The following is a 16,295-nucleotide window of genomic DNA, read 5'->3' on the forward strand; positions in this document are numbered from 1 at the left end:
ACCGCACCCCCGACCTTTCCGATCAGGCTGCCGTATCGACCGCCTCCGCCAGGGCCAGGGCCTGGCGGGTCTCGGCCACGTCATGCACCCGCACGATGCTGGCCCCGCGCGCCACGCCGGCCTGCGCCAATGCCAGCGAGCCCGGCAGGCGGTCGGCCGGCGGCAGGTCCTTCTGGGCGCTGACCTTGGCGATCATGCTCTTGCGCGAGGCACCCAGCAGGACCGGGCAGCCCAGCGTGCGCAGCAAGGCCAGGTGCTGGAGCACGTCCAGGCTGTGGGCGGCGAGCTTGCCGAAGCCCAGGCCCGGGTCGAGGATGATCCGCGCCTTGGCTATGCCCGCGTCCAGGCAGGCCGCCACCCGCTCGGCCAGATGGTCGAACACGTCGAGGCAGGCGCGCCGGTAGCGCGGGTCGACCTGCATGGTCTGGGGCTCGCCCTGGCTGTGCATCAGCACGACCGGGCAGCCCGCATCGGCCACCACCCGCATCGCGTCGGGATCGTGGCGCAGCGCCGTCACGTCGTTGACGATCGCAGCACCGGCGGCGAGCGCCGCCGCCATGGTGGCCGCGTTGCGCGTGTCGATCGAGACGGTCAACCCGCGATCGGCCAGGGCCTTCACCACGCCCACGACCCGCCGGATCTCCTCCTCGACCGGCACGGGCAGGGATCCGGGCCGGGTGCTCTCGCCGCCCACGTCCAGCATGTCCGCCCCGGCCTCGGCGAGGCTCAGCCCGTGGGCGATCGCCTGCTCCTCGTCGAACCACCGCCCGCCATCGGAGAAACTGTCCGGCGTGACGTTGACGATCCCCATGATGCGCAAGGGCCCGACCGGTGCCGCCAGGCCCACCAGCGCCGGGGCCAGCTCTGCACGGCCATGCAGGGCCGGGGCCGCCACCAGTTGCTCCGTCACCGCGTCCCCGTCGCGCCGGAACAGGCGGGCATGGAGGAAAGCCCGGTCGGCGCCGAACGGCAGCCCGCTGCCCTCGGCGATGGCAGCGGCCGCGGCCGGCCCCGACAGGAGGCAGAGCGGCTCCAGATAGGTTCGAGCGGTCATCCCATATGCAAAGGGAGCCGTCGCCGGCTCCCTCTGTCCCCTTGAGTGGTAGCTGTCCGGCTGGCTCAGGCCGGGCCCGGCGAGGGCTCCACGCCGCCCGGGCCGTCCGAGGGCCGGGTGGTCGGCACGGAGGAGCGCCGGCCGCCGCCATGGTTGGTGGGTGCCGAGGTCGGCGGCGTGTCGTCGCCCCAGCGCTTGGGCGTGGGCATCGGCTCGCCGCGCATCACCGCCGTGATCTCCTCGCCGGTCAGCGTCTCGTACTCGAGCAGCGCCTGGGCGAAGGAATGCAGCTTGTCGATCTTCTCGGTCAGCAGGGCATGCGCCCGCTGGTAGCCGCGGTCGACCAGCGCCCGGATCTCGCTGTCGATCGTCTGCGCGGTCGCTTCCGACACGCTCTTGGTCTGGTGGAGCTGGTGGCCCAGGAACACTTCCTGCTGGTTCTCGGCATAGCCGACCGGGCCCAGCTTCTCGCTCATGCCCCACTGGGTGACCATGTGCCGCGCGATCTTGGTGGCCTGCTCGATGTCCGAGGACGCACCCGCGGTCACCTTGTCGTGGCCGAAGATCAGTTCCTCGGCGACCCGGCCGCCCATGGCCACGGCGATGTCGGCCTCCAGCTTCTCGCGGGTGACCGACAGACGGTCGCCCTCGGGCAGGCGCACGACCATGCCGAGTGCCCGACCTCGCGGGATGATGGTCGCCTTGTGGATCGGGTCGGAGGCCGGCGAGAAGAAGCCGACCACGGCATGGCCCGCCTCGTGATAGGCGGTGAGCTTCTTCTCGTCCTCGGACATGACGAGCGAGCGGCGCTCCGCCCCCATCATGACCTTGTCCTTGGCCTGCTCGAACTCGGTCATGGTGACCAGGCGCTTGCCGACCCGGGCAGCCAGCAGGGCGGCCTCGTTGACGAGGTTGGCGAGGTCGGCGCCAGAGAAGCCGGGCGTGCCGCGGGCAATGGTGCGCGCGTCGATGTCCGGCGAGGTCCGCACCTTCTTGATGTGGACGTTCAGGATCTTCTCGCGGCCCATCACGTCGGGGTTCGGCACCACGATCTGCCGGTCGAACCGGCCAGGCCGCAGCAGGGCCGGGTCGAGCACGTCCGGCCGGTTGGTGGCGGCGATCAGGATCACGCCGTCATTGCCCTCGAACCCGTCCATCTCGACCAGGAGCTGGTTGAGGGTCTGCTCGCGCTCGTCGTTGCCGCCGCCCAGGCCCGCACCGCGATGGCGGCCGACCGCGTCGATCTCGTCGATGAACACGATGCAGGGCGCATGCTTCTTGGCCTGCTCGAACATGTCGCGGACGCGGGACGCACCCACACCCACGAACATCTCGACGAAGTCGGAGCCGGAGATGGTGAAGAACGGCACGTTCGCCTCGCCGGCGATGGCGCGCGCCAGGAGCGTCTTGCCGGTGCCGGGCGGGCCCACCAGCAGGCAGCCCTTGGGGATCCGGCCGCCCACCGAGGTGAACTTCTGCGGGTTCTTCAGGAACTCCACGATTTCCTGGAGCTCCTCCTTGGCTTCGTCGATGCCGGCCACGTCCTGGAAGGTCACGCGGCCATGCTTCTCGGTGAGCATGCGCGCGCGCGACTTGCCGAAGCCCATGGCCTTGCCGCCGCCGGCCTGCATCTGGCGCATGAAGAACACCCAGACGCCGATGAGCAGCAGCATCGGGAACCAGGAGACCAGCACGCCCAGGAGCGACGGTACGTTGTCGTCCACCGGCATGGCGGTGATGCGCACGCCGTGCTCGGTCAGCCGGTCCACCAGGGCCGGATCGTTCGGCGTGTAGGTCTGGAAGCTGGTCCCGCTGCTGGTCCGCCCCGTGATCTGCTCGCCCTGGATGGTCACTTCCGCGACCCGCCCGCCCTCGACCTCGGTCAGGAAGTCGGAGAACGCCAGGTTGGAGCTGGTCCCGCGCGTGCTGGGACTCTGGAACAGGTTGAACAGCGCGATCAGCAGCAGGCCGATGATGACCCAGAGCGCCAAGTTCTTGCTGAAATTGTTCACGTAGCCGTGCCTCGTGCGGTGCGGAACGTCCTGCCTTCCCGAGCGTGGCAGAACACCGCGAGTAGGCTGAACATAAGTGAGCTGGCGAGTGAAGCAAGATCCACGCTCAGTACGGTCCCGCACCGGATGGTGGCGGGCCCGCGGCTGCGGCGAACGGTGCCGGCGCCAGCGGCACGGGTGGCCGCCACGGCAGGGGCAGCTCCTGCTCCGATCGGAGCCGGACCCAGCGCTGGCCAAACCGTACCAGGCAGCCACCCAGCGTCATGGCACCGTCGTCCGGCCCTGCCAGGGCCGCCTGCAGCCGGGCGAGCGAGCGGGCACGCGGCGGATAGGCCCGCTCCGCCAGGGCCACCAGCACCGTGCCCAGCAGATGACAGGCGGTATCGGCCGGCAGGGCGCGGAAGGCGGCACGCGGGAAGCGGAGGCGGCGGTCCGGGTCGGGCTCGGCATGGCGCGCCAGGAACAGGGCGGCCTCGGCCGCGCGCGCCTGGCGGACCGACGGGTCCGGTGCCTGGCCGGATGCGGCATCCTGGGCCCGCAGCCGGGCGCGGGCAAAGCGCGGGTCGGCATTGCTGGGATCCTCGGCCCAGGCGGCCCCGGCATGGGCGAGCCAACCCAGCAAGCTGCGCTTGGGCCAGGCCAGGAGCGGGCGGAGCAGGCGGAGCTGCGGCCGCTCCACGATCGCCGCCATGCCGCTCAGGCCGACCCCGCCGCTGCCGCGGGCGCGGCGCATTGCCACGGTCTCCGCCTGGTCGTCGGCATGATGGCCCAGCAGCAGGTGCAGGCCGCCCCAGCCGGCCACGGCCTCCTCCAGCAGCGCATAGCGGGCCTGGCGGGCGCGTTCCTGGATCCGGCTGTCGACGGCCCCGTGATCCCACCGCAGCACCGTGACCCCCACGCCCCGGGCCGCCATGCGTTCTGCGGTAAGGGCCGCCTCGGCCGCGGAATCGGCACGCAGCCGGTGATCCACCAGGAAGGCCCGGAGCTCGCCGCCCTGGGCCGCCGTCCAGTCGCGCGCCAGGAGGGTCAGGCAGACGCTGTCCCCTCCACCCGACAGGGCGACGCCGATCCTGGGGCGCGGCTCGAACGGGCCGATCCCGGCCATCGCCGCCGCGAACGCCTTACCGTCCAGGCGGGGCGGCTGATCAGGCGCAGCCGGCGTTGCTCTTCTCGCGGCCGGCCATCTGCTTCAGCGCCACCGGTGCTCTGGGATAGCGGCGTTCGAACTCGGCGAAGGTGGCGCAGGCCTTCTGCCGGTCGCCCATGCGCGCCAGCGACATGCCGAGCTTGAGGACATTGTCGGGTGCCCGGACCGCGTCATCGCCATAGGTGCTGACATTGCGGGCGAAGCTCGCGGCCGCCTGCGGCCATTGCTGGCGGGCATAATAGGTCTCGGCCTGCCAGTAGGCGGCATTGGGTGCCAGCGGATCGTCCGGGGCGCCGGCGACCACCGAGGCGAACGCCGCCTCCGCCCCGCTCCAGTCGCCGGCCTTGACCCTGGCCATGCCGGCATCGAAGCGGTCGCGCGGCGAGCCCGCCACGGCAGCCGAGCCGTCGAGTGCCGGCGGCTCGGGCGGCGGGGCCGGCAGCCCGGCCAGCGCGTCGTCCGGAAGGGTGCCGAGCACGCCCGGCTGGCTGGGCGAAGGGGCCGCGACCGGGGGGACGGGCTGGGGCACCGGCTGGACGACGCCACCGCCATCCGGTGCCGCCGCGCCCGGGCCCGGCTCCACGCCGCGCAGGCGCGCGTCGATGTCGGCTACCAGCCGGTCCATCCGCTCCGCAGCCGCCCGCGCCTGGTATTCGGCGTCCTCGGCCCGCCCGCGGAGCTGGCGGACTTCCTCCTCCAGCCGGAGGATCCGTGCCTCCAGGTCGGCGATCAGCCGGCTGTCGGCCGACTGGGCCAGCGCCGTGCCCGACCAGACCGACAGGAACAGCACCAGCAGCAGGATCAGCCTCGATGCAGCCACCCGCATCCTTTCCCCATGGCGCCGGCGGGTCGAAGCGGGGTGCCGCGGCCGGCAGCGCCGGCACCCCTGCCACGGTCAGTTGGTGGCGTTGATCACCGTAACCGCTCGGCGGTTCAACGCCCAGGCCTCCTCGGAGCTGCCGGGATCGGCCGGGCGGTCCTTGCCGTAGGAGATGGTCATCAGCCGGCTCTCCGGCACGCCCAGGCTGGACAGATAGCGGGCCGCGGCCGAGGCGCGCCGCTCGCCGAGCGCCAGGTTGTACTCGCGGGTGCCGCGCTCGTCGGTATGGCCCTCGACCGTCGCCGAGACCGAGGGGAACTGCTGCAGCCAAGTCGCCTGGCGCTGCAGGGTGGACCTGGCGGTCTCGTCCAGGGTCGTGCTGTCGAAGCCGAAATAGACCCGGTCGCCGACATTCTGCTCCAGGTCGGCCTGGCTGCCGGCCACCGGGCCGCTGGTCAGCGAGGAGGTGTCGCTGGTGGTCAGGCCGCCGGCACCGGCGGCCTCATCCGAGGACGGGGTCGAGCTGCAGGCCGCGAGCAGCAGCGCTGTCGCAGCGACCGAGAGGAGAGAGAGCTTCATCGGTAGTTCCCAAGACGACTTGGCGCCGCGACAGTTCATGGCGCACGGACGAATCACGGCCAGCGCCGTGACTGCGACCATACCGGATCTTCTACTGTCAATTGATTAAGGAAGCAAGCCGGACCAATCGGGATCTGAAGCATCCAGAGGTGTCGGCACCAGCCGTTCATTGTATCCGGAGACATCGATCGCATAGAGGCGCTTGGTTGTTCCATCACGCTCGGTCCGCTGAAAGATGACGACACGGCCATTGGGCGCCCAGGTCGGCGCCTCGTCCTGCCAACTGCGCGTGATCAGCCGCTCGTCACTACCATTGGGGCGCATCACACCGATATGGAAACTTCGCTGCTTGATGTTGACGAACGCGATCAGGTCGCCGCGCGGCGACCAGGCCGGGCTGCCATACTGGCCGTCGCCATAGGAGATCCGCTCCGCCGGGCCGCCCTGGGCGCCGGTCACGAACAGATGCGGCCTTCCTGAGCGGTCGCTGTTGAACACGATCCGGCGCCCGTCCGGGGAGAAGGAGGGCGAGGTGGAGATGCCGCCACCGCTGGTGATCCGGCGCTGCTGCCGGGTGGCGAGGTCGACCGCCACGATGTTGAAGTCGCCGTCCTCGTTGACGGTGACCAGTGCCGTCTGCCCATCCGGCGAGAAGCGCGGCGCGAAGTTCATCCCGGGCGTGTCGATCAGCACCTGCTCGCGGCCGCCCTCGATGTCGCGCATGTAGACCCTGGGCCGCATGCCCCGGTAGAGCAGGTAGGCGACCCGCCGGCCGTCCGGCGAGAAGCGCGGGCCGAAGGTGAGCTCACGCCCGTCGGTCAGGAAGCGATGGTTCGCGCCGTCCTGGTCCATCAGTGCGATGCGGGTGATCCGCTTGGCCTTGGGGCCGGTCTCGCTGACATAGACGATGCGCGTGTCGAAATAGCCCTTCTCGCCGGTGATCCGCTCGTAGATCGCGTCCGAGATGCGGTGCGCGATGCGCCGCCAGGAGGCGGCCGGCGCATCGATGCGCAGGCCGGTCATCTGCTGGCCGCCCAGCACGTCCCACAGGCGGAACTCGACCCCGATCCCGGCCGGCGTCTCCTCCACCACGCCGCTCACCAGCGCCTGGGCGTTGATCTGCCGCCAGTCGGCAAAGCGCGGCAGGCCGCGCAGCTCCTCGGGCCCCTGGATATAGGCCTGCCGGTCGATGGTGCGGAACAGGCCGGAGCCGTCCAGGTTGGCCGAGATCACGTCGGGGATCTGGCCGGCCAGCGTCGCCGACTGGCCACCGCCGGCCGCGAACGGGCTGATCGCGATCGGGATCGGCTCGACCACGCCCTGGGTGATGTCGACCGCGAGCTGGCCGAACGCCTTGCCGCCGGCACCAAGCAGGAGGCCGGCGGCACCCGCACCCAGCAGGCCGCGCCGGCCGATCTGCATCAGGCCTGGCAGGGGCCGGATGCGCACCGGCTCGTCACGTCGCGGATCGAGAAACTGCATCACGAGACCAACCTCCCTGCCGACTCAAAGGTCAGCCACTCAGGCTCAACCCATCTGGTCGGGGCGGAAATTCATGATGATGTCACGCCAGTCTTCATAGTTCTCGCGCGGCAGCTTGAGCGGCGAGCAGGCGCGGGTCGCCCGCACCGCGCTCTCCGCCACCGCACGATAGACCGGGTCCGACCCCATCCGGCCGACATCCACCGGTGCGACGCTCTGCACCGTGCCGTCCGGCGCCATCCGGATATTGACCGGGACCACCATGCCGGACAGGCCCTGCGCCGCCACCGGGATGTTCCAGCAGGGCTGGATCTGCTCCCGGACCATGGCGCCCAGCCCTGCGGCCCCCAGCCGTGCGACCGAGGTGCCCGTTTGGTTCGAGCGTGCCGGCTGGTCCGCGGCCACCTGGCCGCGCCCGTCCCGCTTCTCCGGCGCGTTCACCCGCTTGTCCAGGTTCTCCACGCTCTTGAGCAGTGCCGCGAAGTCGTCCTCGGGCTGCGCCGGTGCCGGTGGCTTCTCCGGGGCCGGCGCCTGCTCGGCCGGCTTGGGCTTGGCCTTGGGCGGTGCCGGCGCCGCGGCCGGCGGAGCGGGCGGCGGCGGGGCAGGCGGCGGTGCTGCCGGCGGGGGCGGGGGCGGTGGTGGAGGTGGCGGCGGCGGTGGCGGCGCCGGCGGCTTCGGCTCGGGCAGCGGGGTTTCGGCCGGCGCCGGCTTCACCTCCGGTGCGGGTGCCGGAGGCGGAGGAGGTGGCGGCGGTGGTGGCGGCGCCGGGGGCGGCGGTGCCGGTGGGGGTGGTGCCGGCGGTGGCGGTGGCGGCGGGGGTGCCGGCGGCGCCTTGGGCGGCTCCTTCGGCTTCTCCTCGGTCGCCTGTGCCTGGCGCGAGGCGGCCTTGCGTTCGGGGATCGGCGCCTGGGCGGCCGGCTGCGGGCGCGGCGGCAGGTCCGGCGCCTCGCTCACCAGCTCGACCGCCACGCCGCCATCCTCGGGCAGGGGCTGTCCCCATTCCGGCAGGCCGAACCAGAGCAGTCCGGCGATTAGGGCATGGAAGCCGGCCGAGGCGAGCAGGTACTTGCGCATCTCCCCTCACCCGCCAGCCTGGCTGCCGGTCACGTGTCGCCGCCAGCGAGCGGGCCGGTCTCGTCCGGTGTCTGGGTCAAGAGCGCCACCTTGGTGAAGCCCGCCGAATGGATCGCCCCCATCACCGCCATGACCTGGCCATAGTTCACCGCCTGGTCGCCGCGCACGAAGATCCGGGCCTCGGCATTGCGCTGGGTGATCGCCTGGAGGCGGGGGCCGAGCTGCGCCACGGTGATCTCGCTGTCCTGCAGATAGACCTTGCCGTCAGGGCCCACCGTCACCGCCAGCGGCTCGTCCTGGCCCGGCAGGGGCGAGCTCGCCGTCTCAGGCAGGTCCACCGCCACGCCCACGGTGAGCAGCGGGGCAGCCACCATGAACACGATCAGCAGCACCAGCATCACGTCGACCAGCGGCGTGACGTTCGGCTCGGACATCTGCCGGCGCCGCCGCCGGCCCCGGCGTCCCGACCCTGCCGGGTTGAACGAGGTCCCGGCCATGCTCAGGCGGCCCCGCTCGCCTCGATCTCCCGCGCCAGCACGACCTGGAACTCCTCGCCGAAGCTCTCCAGGCGCTCGGCATAGCGGTCGATCTCGCCGGACAGCTTGTTGTAGGCGACCACGGCCGGGATCGCCGCGGCTAGCCCCACCGCGGTGGCGAACAGGGCCTCGGCGATACCGGGTGCCACCACGGTGAGCGTGGTGTTCTTCGAGACGGCGATCGCGGTGAAGCTGTTCATGATGCCCCAGACCGTGCCGAACAGGCCCAGGAACGGTGCTACCGAGCCGATGGTCGCCAGTGAGGGCACGCTGCGCTCGAGCGCCACCAGCTCGCGGTCCATGGCCAGGCGCATCACCCGGCCGATCCGGTCGAGCAGGTGGCTGCCGCCGTCGCGCAGTGCGCCACGCGGGGCCTCGCGCCACTCCTCCATCGCGGTCGCGAACATCATCGCCATGGGATGATCCGGCCGCTTGGCCAACCTGCGGTAGAGTTCCTCCAGCGGTGCGCCGGACCAGAACGCCCGCTCGAACCCGGAGGTGCGTCGCTTGAGCGCGGCCAGCCGCCAGACCTTCTCGAAGATCACCGCCCAGCACCACAAGGAGGCGAGTGCCAGGATCAGCATCACCGACTTCACCACCAGGTCGGCCTGCATGACCAGCGACCACACGGACATCGCGGCCTCCGGCGTCGCGAGCGGAGCGGCGGTGACGAGATTGGGATCCATGGTTCTGGTGATCCAGGCCGAAGCGCGGGCGCGGCCGCCGTTGCGGCAAGATGGAAAGGAGGTCAGGAACTTCAGCTAAGACAATGAAGCCGACTGACTTTCTCCGTCTGCACCTGCACCATACGCACGATGTGGTGTCAAGCGGAACTCTCGCGCAGGACGCGAGATATCATGGTTGTGCGAATCAGGTCCCCATCGACGGCGCCAGGATGTCGTGCAGCGGGAACGGCACTCGCACCGGGCGCATCGCATGGTTTACCAGCACGAGCTCCACGGCCAGCGTCGCCAGCTCCCGCTCCGCCTCAAGGACCCGCTGGCGCACCCGGACCCGGGCGCCGTCGATCCCTTCCGACCAAGTTTCCACGCTGATCTCGTCGTCGAGCCGGGCCGGGGCCAGGAATACCACGTCGCAGCGCCGCACGGCGAAATGCAGGCCGAAGCGCTCCTGGAGGGTCGGGTGGTCCATCCCGCGGCTACGCAGCCATTCGGTGCGCCCCCGCTCGGCAAAGCGCAGAAAATTGGCATGGTAGACGATGCCGCCGGCATCCGTGTCCTCGTAATAGACCCGGATCGCCAGGCGGTGCGGCCCGGTCATGGCGGCGGCTCGTCGAACATGCTGGGCTGCTCGATGCTGGCGGGCGGCGTCTCGCCCAGATGCAGCCAGGCTGGTCGCGTGAGCATCCGCCCGCGCGGCGTGCGCTGGACCAGGCCCTGCTGGATCAGGAACGGTTCGACCGTTTCCTCGATCGTATCGCGCTCCTCGGCCAGTGCTGCCGACAGGGTCTCGATCCCGACCGGCCCGCCGCCATAGGCGTTCGCGATCATCTTGAGATAGCGCCGGTCCAGCGTGTCCAGCCCCAGCCGGTCGACGTCCAGGCGCAGGAGCGCCCGGTCGGCGAGGTCCCGGTCGACCGATTTCGCCCGCTCGACCGTGGCGAAGTCACGCACCCGGCGCAACAGGCGGGTGGCGACGCGCGGCGTGCCGCGGGCGCGCCGCGCGATCTCGACAGCCCCGTCCTCGGCCAAGTCGAAGCCCAGCAGCCGGGCGCCGCGGCGCAGGATCGAGACCAGCTCCTCGATCGTGTAGAACTCCAGCCGCGCCTGGATCCCGAACCGGTCGCGCAGGGGCGTGGTCAGCAGGCCGGAGCGGGTGGTGGCGCCCACCAGGGTGAAGGGCTGCACGTCGATGCGAACGGAGCGCGCGGACGGCCCCTCGCCGATCATCAGGTCGAGCTGGAAATCCTCCATCGCCGGATAGAGCACTTCCTCGATTGCCGGGGAGAGCCGGTGGATCTCGTCGATGAACAGGACGTCGCGCGGCTGGAGGTTGGTGAGCAGGGCTGCCAGGTCACCGGCGCGAGCGATGATCGGGCCGCTGGTCATGCGGAAGCCCACGCCCAGTTCGGCCGCCAGGATCTGGGCCAGCGTGGTCTTGCCGAGCCCGGGCGGCCCGGCGAAGAGCACATGGTCCAGCGGGTCGCGCCGCGCCTTGGCCGCCTCGATGAACACTTCCAGGTTGGCGCGCTGGCGGGCCTGGCCCACGAACTCGGCCAGGCGCTGCGGGCGCAAGGAGCGGTCCAGGTCGTCGACCTTTTCCAGCGCGTCGATCAGCCGCTCGCTCATCGGGCCAGTTCCTTGAGCGCCAGCGTGAGCAGTTGCTGCAGTGCCATCTCCTCCTGCTGCGTGGCCAGCACCGCCTGAAGCGCGGCATAGGCTTCCGCCCGACCATAGCCCAGATTGGCCAGGGCCGAGAGCGCATCCTCGACCGGTCCGGCCGGTGCCGCGGCCCCGCCCGCCTCGGGTGCCGCCGCGACCGCACGGCCGATGCCGAGCATCGCCGCCTTGTCCTTCAGCTCCGCGCAGATCCGGGCGGCGAGCTTCGGCCCCACCCCGGGTGCCCGGGTCAGCGCCGCCTTGTCCTGGGCCGCGATCACAGCTGCCAGCCGGGCCGGGTCGTGCACGCCCAGGATCGCCAGGGCCGAGCGTGCGCCCACGCCCTGGACCGCCTGCAGCGCCTTGAACCAGGTCCGCTCCGCCGCCTCGGCGAAGCCGAACAGGGTGATCGCGTCCTCGCGCACCTGGGTCTCGACGAACAGGTCGACGACCTCGCCGGTGCGCCCGAGCAGCGCCAGCACCCGGGCGGGGCAGAGCACCAGGTAGCCGACCCCGTTCACGTCCAGGACGATCCCGTCCTCGAGCTGCTCCAGCACCCGGCCACGCAGCCGCGCGATCATGCCGGGCCTCCGACCGAGGCGCGCATGCCCCGGCTGATCGCGCTGACCGTGGCGGTGCGGTTGGCATGGCAGACCGCCACGGCCAGCGCGTCGGTGGCGTCCGAGCGGTAGGTTCCGGAGCCCGGCAGGAGCAGGCGGATCATCGCCGCGACCTGCACCTTGTCCGCAGCACCGGTGCCGACCACCGCCCGCTTCACCGCCATCGGCAGATATTCGGTGACCGGCAGGCCGGCCGCGGCCGCGGTGAACATGACCACGCCGCGCGCATGGCCCAGCTTGAGCGAGGAGCCGGCGTTCTTGTTGACCACCGTGTGCTCGACCGCGGCCACCGTCGGGCTGTAGCGGGACAGGACCTCCGCCAGCCCGTCATGCAGCGTGACCAGGCGCACCGCCAGGTCGTCGGCCGTGTTGGTGTCGACCACGCCGGCCGCCACGAAGCGCAACCGGTTGCCGGCGGCCTCGACCACGCCCCAGCCGGTATGCCTGAGACCGGGATCGAGGCCCAGCACCAGCATCAGGCGGCGCTCAGCCTGGCCAGCGTCTCGTCCGAGACCTCATGGTTGGCGACCACCCGCTGGACGTCGTCGTTCTCGTCCAGCACCTCCAGCAGGCTCAGCAGCGTGTCGGCCTTGTCGTCGTCGACCGGCACGCTGTTCTGCGGCCGCCAGGTCAGGATCGCCTCGCTGGCCGAGCCGAGCTTGGCCTCCATCGCTTGCAGGACCGAGTTCAGTTCGTCCGGCGCGCACCAGATCTCGTGGTTCTCCTCGTCGCTCTCGACGTCCTGCGCGCCCGCCTCGATCGCCGCCTCCATCACCGTGTCGGCATCGGCGAGCGCCGCGTCGAACCGGATCTTGCCGATCCGCTCGAACTGGAAGCTGACGCTGTTGCTCTCGCCCAGCGCCCCGCCATGCTTGGTGAAGGCGGAGCGCACATCGGCCGCGGTGCGGTTGCGGTTGTCGGTCAGCGCCTCGACGATGATCGCCACGCCGCCCGGGCCGTAGCCCTCGTAGCGGACCTCCTCGTAGTTCTCGGCGTCGCTGCCCTGGCTGCGCTTGATGGCCCGCTCGATATTGTCCTTCGGCACGTTGGCCTGGCGCGCCGCCTGCACGGCCATGCGCAACCGCGGATTGGCGGCGGGGTCAGGCAGGCCGGACTTCGCGGCGACCTGGACTTCCTTCATCAGGCGGGTGAACAGCGCCGACTTGGCCGCGTTCGCGCGGCCCTTGCGGTGCATGACATTCTTGGCGTGGGAATGGCCGGCCATCGTCTTCTGGTATGTCGGGTTCGGAGTTGGTGACCGCAGGGTCTAGACCAAGAGGCCCGCAGGCGGAACCGGGCAGCGCAGCCGCAAACCCTGCTCCAGTCGGGATTCTCGACGATCGTCCCGGCCCTGGCGAGGGGCGGCCGGGCACAGCGGCGCTGCAAAGTTTTGTTAACTGCCATGGGCCTAGGATGCGCGGCACCAGGACAGCGCACGAGGCATCGAGCCATGGATCGCATCGAGACGGACGACGAAACCGGCGGCGAGCTCATCCCGCCCTTGGCCGAGCGCCGCTACCACCGCCGCTATCCCAGCGGCCTGTCCGCCTATATCGACGTGGACGGTGCCGTGCGCGCGGTGACGATCATGGACCTGTCGCTGGGCGGCGCCGGCCTGGCGCCCGCCTTCCCGGCCCTGGTCGGCGCACCGGTCGAGCTGGAGATCACCGCCCTGTACCCGCGCCGCCGCCTGCGCGCCCGGATCCTCAGCGTCAGTCGTTATCGCACCCATCTCCTGTTCAACTGCAACGAAGAGGAACAGACCGCCCTGATTTCCTTCCTGCTCGCCACCGGCGAGGAGGCCTGAGAACTTCGGAACCGTCAGGGCGGCACTCGGGTTGTCCTGCCAAGGTTTCTCGGCCGACTGAGCATCGGCCAGAAGTTGGAGGACGAGATCATGCGTAGCCTGGTGCTGCTCTTGCCGGTCGCCCTGCTGCTGGCGGCCTGCGGCGAGACCAAGACGGACCGGGGCCTGAGCGGTGCCGGCATCGGTGCCGGCGTGGGCGCCGCCACCAGTGCCGTCACCGGCGGCAGCATCCTGGGCGGCGCCGCCGTCGGCGGTGCGGCCGGCGGTGCGGCCGGTGTCCTGACCGACGAGGACGACGTCGACCTGGGCAAGCCGGTCTGGCGCTGAGGCTGGGTCCTTCGGGTCCTGTGCCGGCAAGTGCCGCCGGGCCAAGGTGCCGGCGAGCCTACTCACGGCACGCCCACACGGCTGCCCGCAGGCGCCTGAGCAGGGCTGACGGAGCGGTCGTTCGGCCGGATACCTGCACTGCCGCCGGGAGCCGCCATTCCGACGGGCTCGGGGCGGGCTGGCTGCAGGCTGAGGCGGTGCCCCGGCTTGCTTGTTCGGCGTGTGTCATGATGCGGCGCCTGCGGAGCGTGCACGCTCCGCAGGCGTGGGCGGGAGGCTGTTCGTTCCCGCCGGGCCGGATGAGGCCGTGGTCGAGGTCGGCCCCGCCCGCTCTTCCATGACCCCGAATAGTTGCCCGGGCATCTGGAGCCCGCAACGCAAGCCAGGGCGGATGGATCATGCCACAGGAGCGCATCTTTGTCGGGATCGATGTGGCGAAGGACCGGCTCGACGTGCATGTTCTCGATGGCGAGGTATGCGCGGTCGCCAACTCGTGCACCGGCCGGCACCAGCTGGCCGCGCGGCTGACCGCTCTCCCTGGGCAAGTAGCGGCAGGGCTCGAGGCGTCCGGTGGCTACGAGACGCCGGTGCTGCAGGCCCTCGCCACGGCTGGCATCGCCGTCTGGCGTCTGGACGCCGGCCGGGTCCGGGCATTCGGCAGGTCGATGGGGGCCAAGGCGAAGCTTGTCCTCCGGCCCGCGAGCGGGACCGGGGGAACCGACGCCATCGATGCCGCGGTGATCGCGCGCTGCCTGAAGGCGACCATCGACACGGTGCCGGCCTGGCAGCCCGATCCCGAGATCGCGCGGCTGGCAACCCTGGTGCGCTTTCGCAGCCGCCTGGCGGCAAAACTCGCCGCGCTCAAGGCGCGATGACCCCGCCGACGAGCCCCTGATCGACCGCATCGTTCAAGACAAGCTGCGCGCCGCGATGCTGGCCATCGCCGAGCTCGACCACGCCATCCTGGCCCTGATCGCCCAGGTGGAGCGGCTCGACCATCACGCCCGGCTCCTCAAAAGCGCCCCCGGCGTCGGCCCGGTGCTCGCCGCCACCCTCATCGCCGAACCGCCTGAACTCGGCAGCGTATCCAGCCGTCAGGCGGCAGTGCTGGTCGGCGTGGCCCCTTATGACCGCCAGTCCGGACGCCGCCAAAAAACCCGTCGCTGCGCCGGCGGCCGCAGCCATCTGCGCAAGATCCTCTACATGGCCGCGCTCGCCGCCATCCGCGCCAAGCAGGCCAACCCCTTCAAGACCACCTACCACCGCCTGAAAACCGCCGGCAAAGCCGCCAAGGTCGCCATCGTCACGGTCATGCGCAAGGTCATCGTCACCCTCAACACCATGATCCGCAACAACACCGCCTGGGCACCATGAACACCGAACACAGTTGCCTTGACCGGGTTGCTGGCTGGTGGCTCAGCTCTGGGCCAGCGGACCATCGACCGCGACCTGGAGATGGCCGGCGGAGCAGCGCTCGACCCGGGCACACACGCCATAGACCTGGGCCAGCATGTCCGGCCGGATGACCTCGGCGGGCGTGCCGTCGGCATGGAGCCGGCCGCGGTCCAGCACCACGATCCGGTCGGACCAGCGGCCCGCCAGCGAAAGGTCGTGCAGCACCAGGAGGACCGTGCGCCCTTCGGCGGCCAGTGCGCGGACCACCGCCATGACCTCGACCTGGTGGCGCAGGTCGAGGGCGCTGGTGGGCTCGTCCAGCAGCAGGAGGCCGGTGCCACGCACCACCGCCTGGGCCAGCGCCACCATCTGGCGCTGGCCGCCCGAGAGGCGGTCCAGCGGCTCCATGGCCAGGTCCGCCACCTGCAGGCGCTGCAACGCCGCCAGCGCCCGCTCCGGTGCGGGAGTGTCGCGCGCCTGGCCCGGCAGTAGTGCCGGCGCGGCACCCGGCCCGTCCGGCCCCGTCTGCCCGGCCGGCGAGGCATGCAGCGCGCCCAGCACGGTTTCCAGCACGCTGAGTGCCGTGCCGGCCGGCAGGGTCTGCGGCATGTAGGTCGCGAGCTTGGCCCGGGCGGCGAACGACAGGCCGCCGAGTTCCTGGCCGGCGAAGCGGATGCTGCCTTTGGCCGGCAGCAGTCCCGCCAGGCCGCGCAGCAGGGTCGACTTGCCGGCCCCATTGGGGCCGACCAGGCTGGTCACGCTGCCGGCCGGGATAGGGGCCAGGCTCAGCCCCTGGATCACCGGCCGGCCGCGATAGCCCGCGCGCACGTCCCGGATGACCAGGCCCTGCGCCGAGCCTGCCCCCTGCCCCTGTTCCATGTCGGCCAGGCGCGGCCGTGCGCCGCCATCGGTCATCACCAAGCGCAGAACCCTCCCATCCGATGAGCCGGATATTCAAGTGAGGGGGCCCGGATGGTAGAGCCGGGCCCGCGGGCGCTGCCGCGGCCCCGCGCACCTCCCATCCTCGACTGGTTCCAACCTTGGCCGATCCCACCACCCTCGCGGCACCGCTCGCCGCCTATGCGTCCCAGCTGCGCCGGCGC

The 16,295-nt window shown here is 71.2% G+C and carries 19 protein-coding genes; 4 read left to right on the forward strand and 15 right to left on the reverse strand.

Annotated elements, in window-relative coordinates; all coding sequences use genetic code 11:
- Positions 1-22: 22 nt before the first annotated feature.
- From folP to HLA95_RS15370, 14 genes are all read right to left on the reverse strand, one after another.
- On the reverse strand, positions 23-1,054 hold the full coding sequence (folP, locus tag HLA95_RS15305; RefSeq protein WP_222183751.1) for a dihydropteroate synthase: 1,032 nt from the start codon (positions 1,052-1,054) through the stop codon (positions 23-25).
- A gap of 65 nt (positions 1,055-1,119) precedes the next feature.
- Positions 1,120-3,066 (reverse strand): ATP-dependent zinc metalloprotease FtsH, encoded by a 1,947-nt coding sequence (gene ftsH / locus HLA95_RS15310; protein WP_222183752.1) that lies wholly within the window; start codon positions 3,064-3,066, stop codon positions 1,120-1,122.
- A gap of 106 nt (positions 3,067-3,172) precedes the next feature.
- The gene (tilS, locus tag HLA95_RS15315) at positions 3,173-4,171 is read right to left on the reverse strand and encodes a tRNA lysidine(34) synthetase TilS (RefSeq protein WP_222183753.1); all 999 of its coding nucleotides are present in this window, start codon (positions 4,169-4,171) and stop codon (positions 3,173-3,175) included.
- A gap of 40 nt (positions 4,172-4,211) precedes the next feature.
- Positions 4,212-5,033, reverse strand: coding sequence for a tetratricopeptide repeat protein (locus tag HLA95_RS15320; RefSeq protein WP_222183754.1), 822 nt, complete (start codon positions 5,031-5,033; stop codon positions 4,212-4,214).
- A 75-nt stretch (positions 5,034-5,108) separates the two neighbouring features.
- Complete coding sequence (gene pal / locus HLA95_RS15325) at positions 5,109-5,612, reverse strand: peptidoglycan-associated lipoprotein Pal (RefSeq protein WP_191061668.1); 504 nt, start codon at positions 5,610-5,612, stop codon at positions 5,109-5,111.
- Positions 5,613-5,717: 105 nt separating this feature from the next.
- Entirely contained in the window at positions 5,718-7,094 is a 1,377-nt protein-coding gene (tolB, locus tag HLA95_RS15330) for a Tol-Pal system beta propeller repeat protein TolB (protein WP_223861710.1), read from the reverse strand.
- A 45-nt stretch (positions 7,095-7,139) separates the two neighbouring features.
- Positions 7,140-8,168 (reverse strand): cell envelope integrity protein TolA, encoded by a 1,029-nt coding sequence (gene tolA, locus HLA95_RS15335; RefSeq protein WP_222183756.1) that lies wholly within the window; start codon positions 8,166-8,168, stop codon positions 7,140-7,142.
- Between the two features lie 29 nt (positions 8,169-8,197).
- Positions 8,198-8,602 carry a protein TolR gene (gene tolR, locus HLA95_RS15340; protein WP_222183757.1) on the reverse strand — a complete coding sequence of 135 codons (405 nt, stop codon included), beginning with the start codon at positions 8,600-8,602 and terminating at the stop codon, positions 8,198-8,200.
- A gap of 65 nt (positions 8,603-8,667) precedes the next feature.
- Complete coding sequence (tolQ, locus tag HLA95_RS15345) at positions 8,668-9,390, reverse strand: protein TolQ (RefSeq protein ID WP_191061929.1); 723 nt, start codon at positions 9,388-9,390, stop codon at positions 8,668-8,670.
- 184 nt (positions 9,391-9,574) lie between these two features.
- A complete protein-coding gene (locus HLA95_RS15350) occupies positions 9,575-9,985 on the reverse strand; it encodes a YbgC/FadM family acyl-CoA thioesterase (RefSeq protein ID WP_223861752.1) in 411 nt (136 codons plus the stop codon).
- Entirely contained in the window at positions 9,982-11,013 is a 1,032-nt protein-coding gene (gene ruvB / locus HLA95_RS15355; protein WP_222183759.1) for a Holliday junction branch migration DNA helicase RuvB, read from the reverse strand. The genes HLA95_RS15350 and ruvB overlap by 4 nt, the downstream gene beginning before the upstream one ends.
- Positions 11,010-11,624 (reverse strand): Holliday junction branch migration protein RuvA, encoded by a 615-nt coding sequence (gene ruvA, locus HLA95_RS15360; RefSeq protein WP_222183761.1) that lies wholly within the window; start codon positions 11,622-11,624, stop codon positions 11,010-11,012. The genes ruvB and ruvA overlap by 4 nt, the downstream gene beginning before the upstream one ends.
- Positions 11,621-12,142 carry a crossover junction endodeoxyribonuclease RuvC gene (gene ruvC, locus HLA95_RS15365; RefSeq protein WP_191061856.1) on the reverse strand — a complete coding sequence of 174 codons (522 nt, stop codon included), beginning with the start codon at positions 12,140-12,142 and terminating at the stop codon, positions 11,621-11,623. The genes ruvA and ruvC overlap by 4 nt, the downstream gene beginning before the upstream one ends.
- Positions 12,139-12,888, reverse strand: a complete 750-nt coding sequence (locus HLA95_RS15370; protein WP_191061854.1) for a YebC/PmpR family DNA-binding transcriptional regulator — start codon at positions 12,886-12,888, stop codon at positions 12,139-12,141. The genes ruvC and HLA95_RS15370 overlap by 4 nt, the downstream gene beginning before the upstream one ends.
- Positions 12,889-13,113: 225 nt before the next feature.
- Between HLA95_RS15370 and HLA95_RS15375 the strand changes: the two genes are divergently transcribed.
- The 4 genes from HLA95_RS15375 to HLA95_RS15390 all read left to right on the forward strand — a co-directional run bounded on the left by HLA95_RS15375 (position 13,114) and on the right by HLA95_RS15390 (position 15,171).
- The gene (locus tag HLA95_RS15375) at positions 13,114-13,470 is read left to right on the forward strand and encodes a PilZ domain-containing protein (RefSeq protein ID WP_191061853.1); all 357 of its coding nucleotides are present in this window, start codon (positions 13,114-13,116) and stop codon (positions 13,468-13,470) included.
- A gap of 90 nt (positions 13,471-13,560) precedes the next feature.
- On the forward strand, positions 13,561-13,797 hold the full coding sequence (locus HLA95_RS15380) for a YMGG-like glycine zipper-containing protein (RefSeq protein WP_222183763.1): 237 nt from the start codon (positions 13,561-13,563) through the stop codon (positions 13,795-13,797).
- Between the two features lie 398 nt (positions 13,798-14,195).
- Complete coding sequence (locus tag HLA95_RS15385) at positions 14,196-14,672, forward strand: IS110 family transposase (RefSeq protein WP_191062249.1); 477 nt, start codon at positions 14,196-14,198, stop codon at positions 14,670-14,672.
- 55 nt (positions 14,673-14,727) lie between these two features.
- Positions 14,728-15,171 (forward strand): transposase, encoded by a 444-nt coding sequence (locus HLA95_RS15390; protein WP_191062250.1) that lies wholly within the window; start codon positions 14,728-14,730, stop codon positions 15,169-15,171.
- Positions 15,172-15,213: 42 nt separating this feature from the next.
- Here HLA95_RS15390 and HLA95_RS15395 read toward each other — a convergent pair whose 3' ends face one another.
- Positions 15,214-16,107, reverse strand: coding sequence for an ABC transporter ATP-binding protein (locus HLA95_RS15395; RefSeq protein WP_306422319.1), 894 nt, complete (start codon positions 16,105-16,107; stop codon positions 15,214-15,216).
- Positions 16,108-16,295 lie beyond the last annotated feature (188 nt).

It is taken from the genome of Geminicoccus harenae, from assembly GCF_019800005.1.
Classification (GTDB): Bacteria; Pseudomonadota; Alphaproteobacteria; order Geminicoccales; family Geminicoccaceae; genus Geminicoccus; species Geminicoccus harenae.

Bases quoted from the DNA above. Each gene is read 5' to 3' on its own strand.
- HLA95_RS15370 (WP_191061854.1), bottom strand. From the start codon at position 12,888: ATGGCCGGCCATTCCCACGCCAAGAATGTCATGCACCGCAAGGGCCGC.
- HLA95_RS15385 (WP_191062249.1), top strand. From the start codon at position 14,196: ATGCCACAGGAGCGCATCTTTGTCGGGATCGATGTGGCGAAGGACCGG.
- tilS (WP_222183753.1), bottom strand. From the start codon at position 4,171: ATGGCCGGGATCGGCCCGTTCGAGCCGCGCCCCAGGATCGGCGTCGCC.
- folP (WP_222183751.1), bottom strand. From the start codon at position 1,054: ATGACCGCTCGAACCTATCTGGAGCCGCTCTGCCTCCTGTCGGGGCCG.
- HLA95_RS15395 (WP_306422319.1), bottom strand. From the start codon at position 16,107: ATGACCGATGGCGGCGCACGGCCGCGCCTGGCCGACATGGAACAGGGG.
- ruvB (WP_222183759.1), bottom strand. From the start codon at position 11,013: ATGAGCGAGCGGCTGATCGACGCGCTGGAAAAGGTCGACGACCTGGAC.
- tolQ (WP_191061929.1), bottom strand. From the start codon at position 9,390: ATGGATCCCAATCTCGTCACCGCCGCTCCGCTCGCGACGCCGGAGGCC.
- HLA95_RS15390 (WP_191062250.1), top strand. From the start codon at position 14,728: ATGCTGGCCATCGCCGAGCTCGACCACGCCATCCTGGCCCTGATCGCC.
- HLA95_RS15375 (WP_191061853.1), top strand. From the start codon at position 13,114: ATGGATCGCATCGAGACGGACGACGAAACCGGCGGCGAGCTCATCCCG.
- tolB (WP_223861710.1), bottom strand. From the start codon at position 7,094: ATGCAGTTTCTCGATCCGCGACGTGACGAGCCGGTGCGCATCCGGCCC.
- tolR (WP_222183757.1), bottom strand. From the start codon at position 8,602: ATGTCCGAGCCGAACGTCACGCCGCTGGTCGACGTGATGCTGGTGCTG.
- pal (WP_191061668.1), bottom strand. From the start codon at position 5,612: ATGAAGCTCTCTCTCCTCTCGGTCGCTGCGACAGCGCTGCTGCTCGCG.
- HLA95_RS15380 (WP_222183763.1), top strand. From the start codon at position 13,561: ATGCGTAGCCTGGTGCTGCTCTTGCCGGTCGCCCTGCTGCTGGCGGCC.
- tolA (WP_222183756.1), bottom strand. From the start codon at position 8,168: ATGCGCAAGTACCTGCTCGCCTCGGCCGGCTTCCATGCCCTAATCGCC.
- HLA95_RS15350 (WP_223861752.1), bottom strand. From the start codon at position 9,985: ATGACCGGGCCGCACCGCCTGGCGATCCGGGTCTATTACGAGGACACG.
- ruvA (WP_222183761.1), bottom strand. From the start codon at position 11,624: ATGATCGCGCGGCTGCGTGGCCGGGTGCTGGAGCAGCTCGAGGACGGG.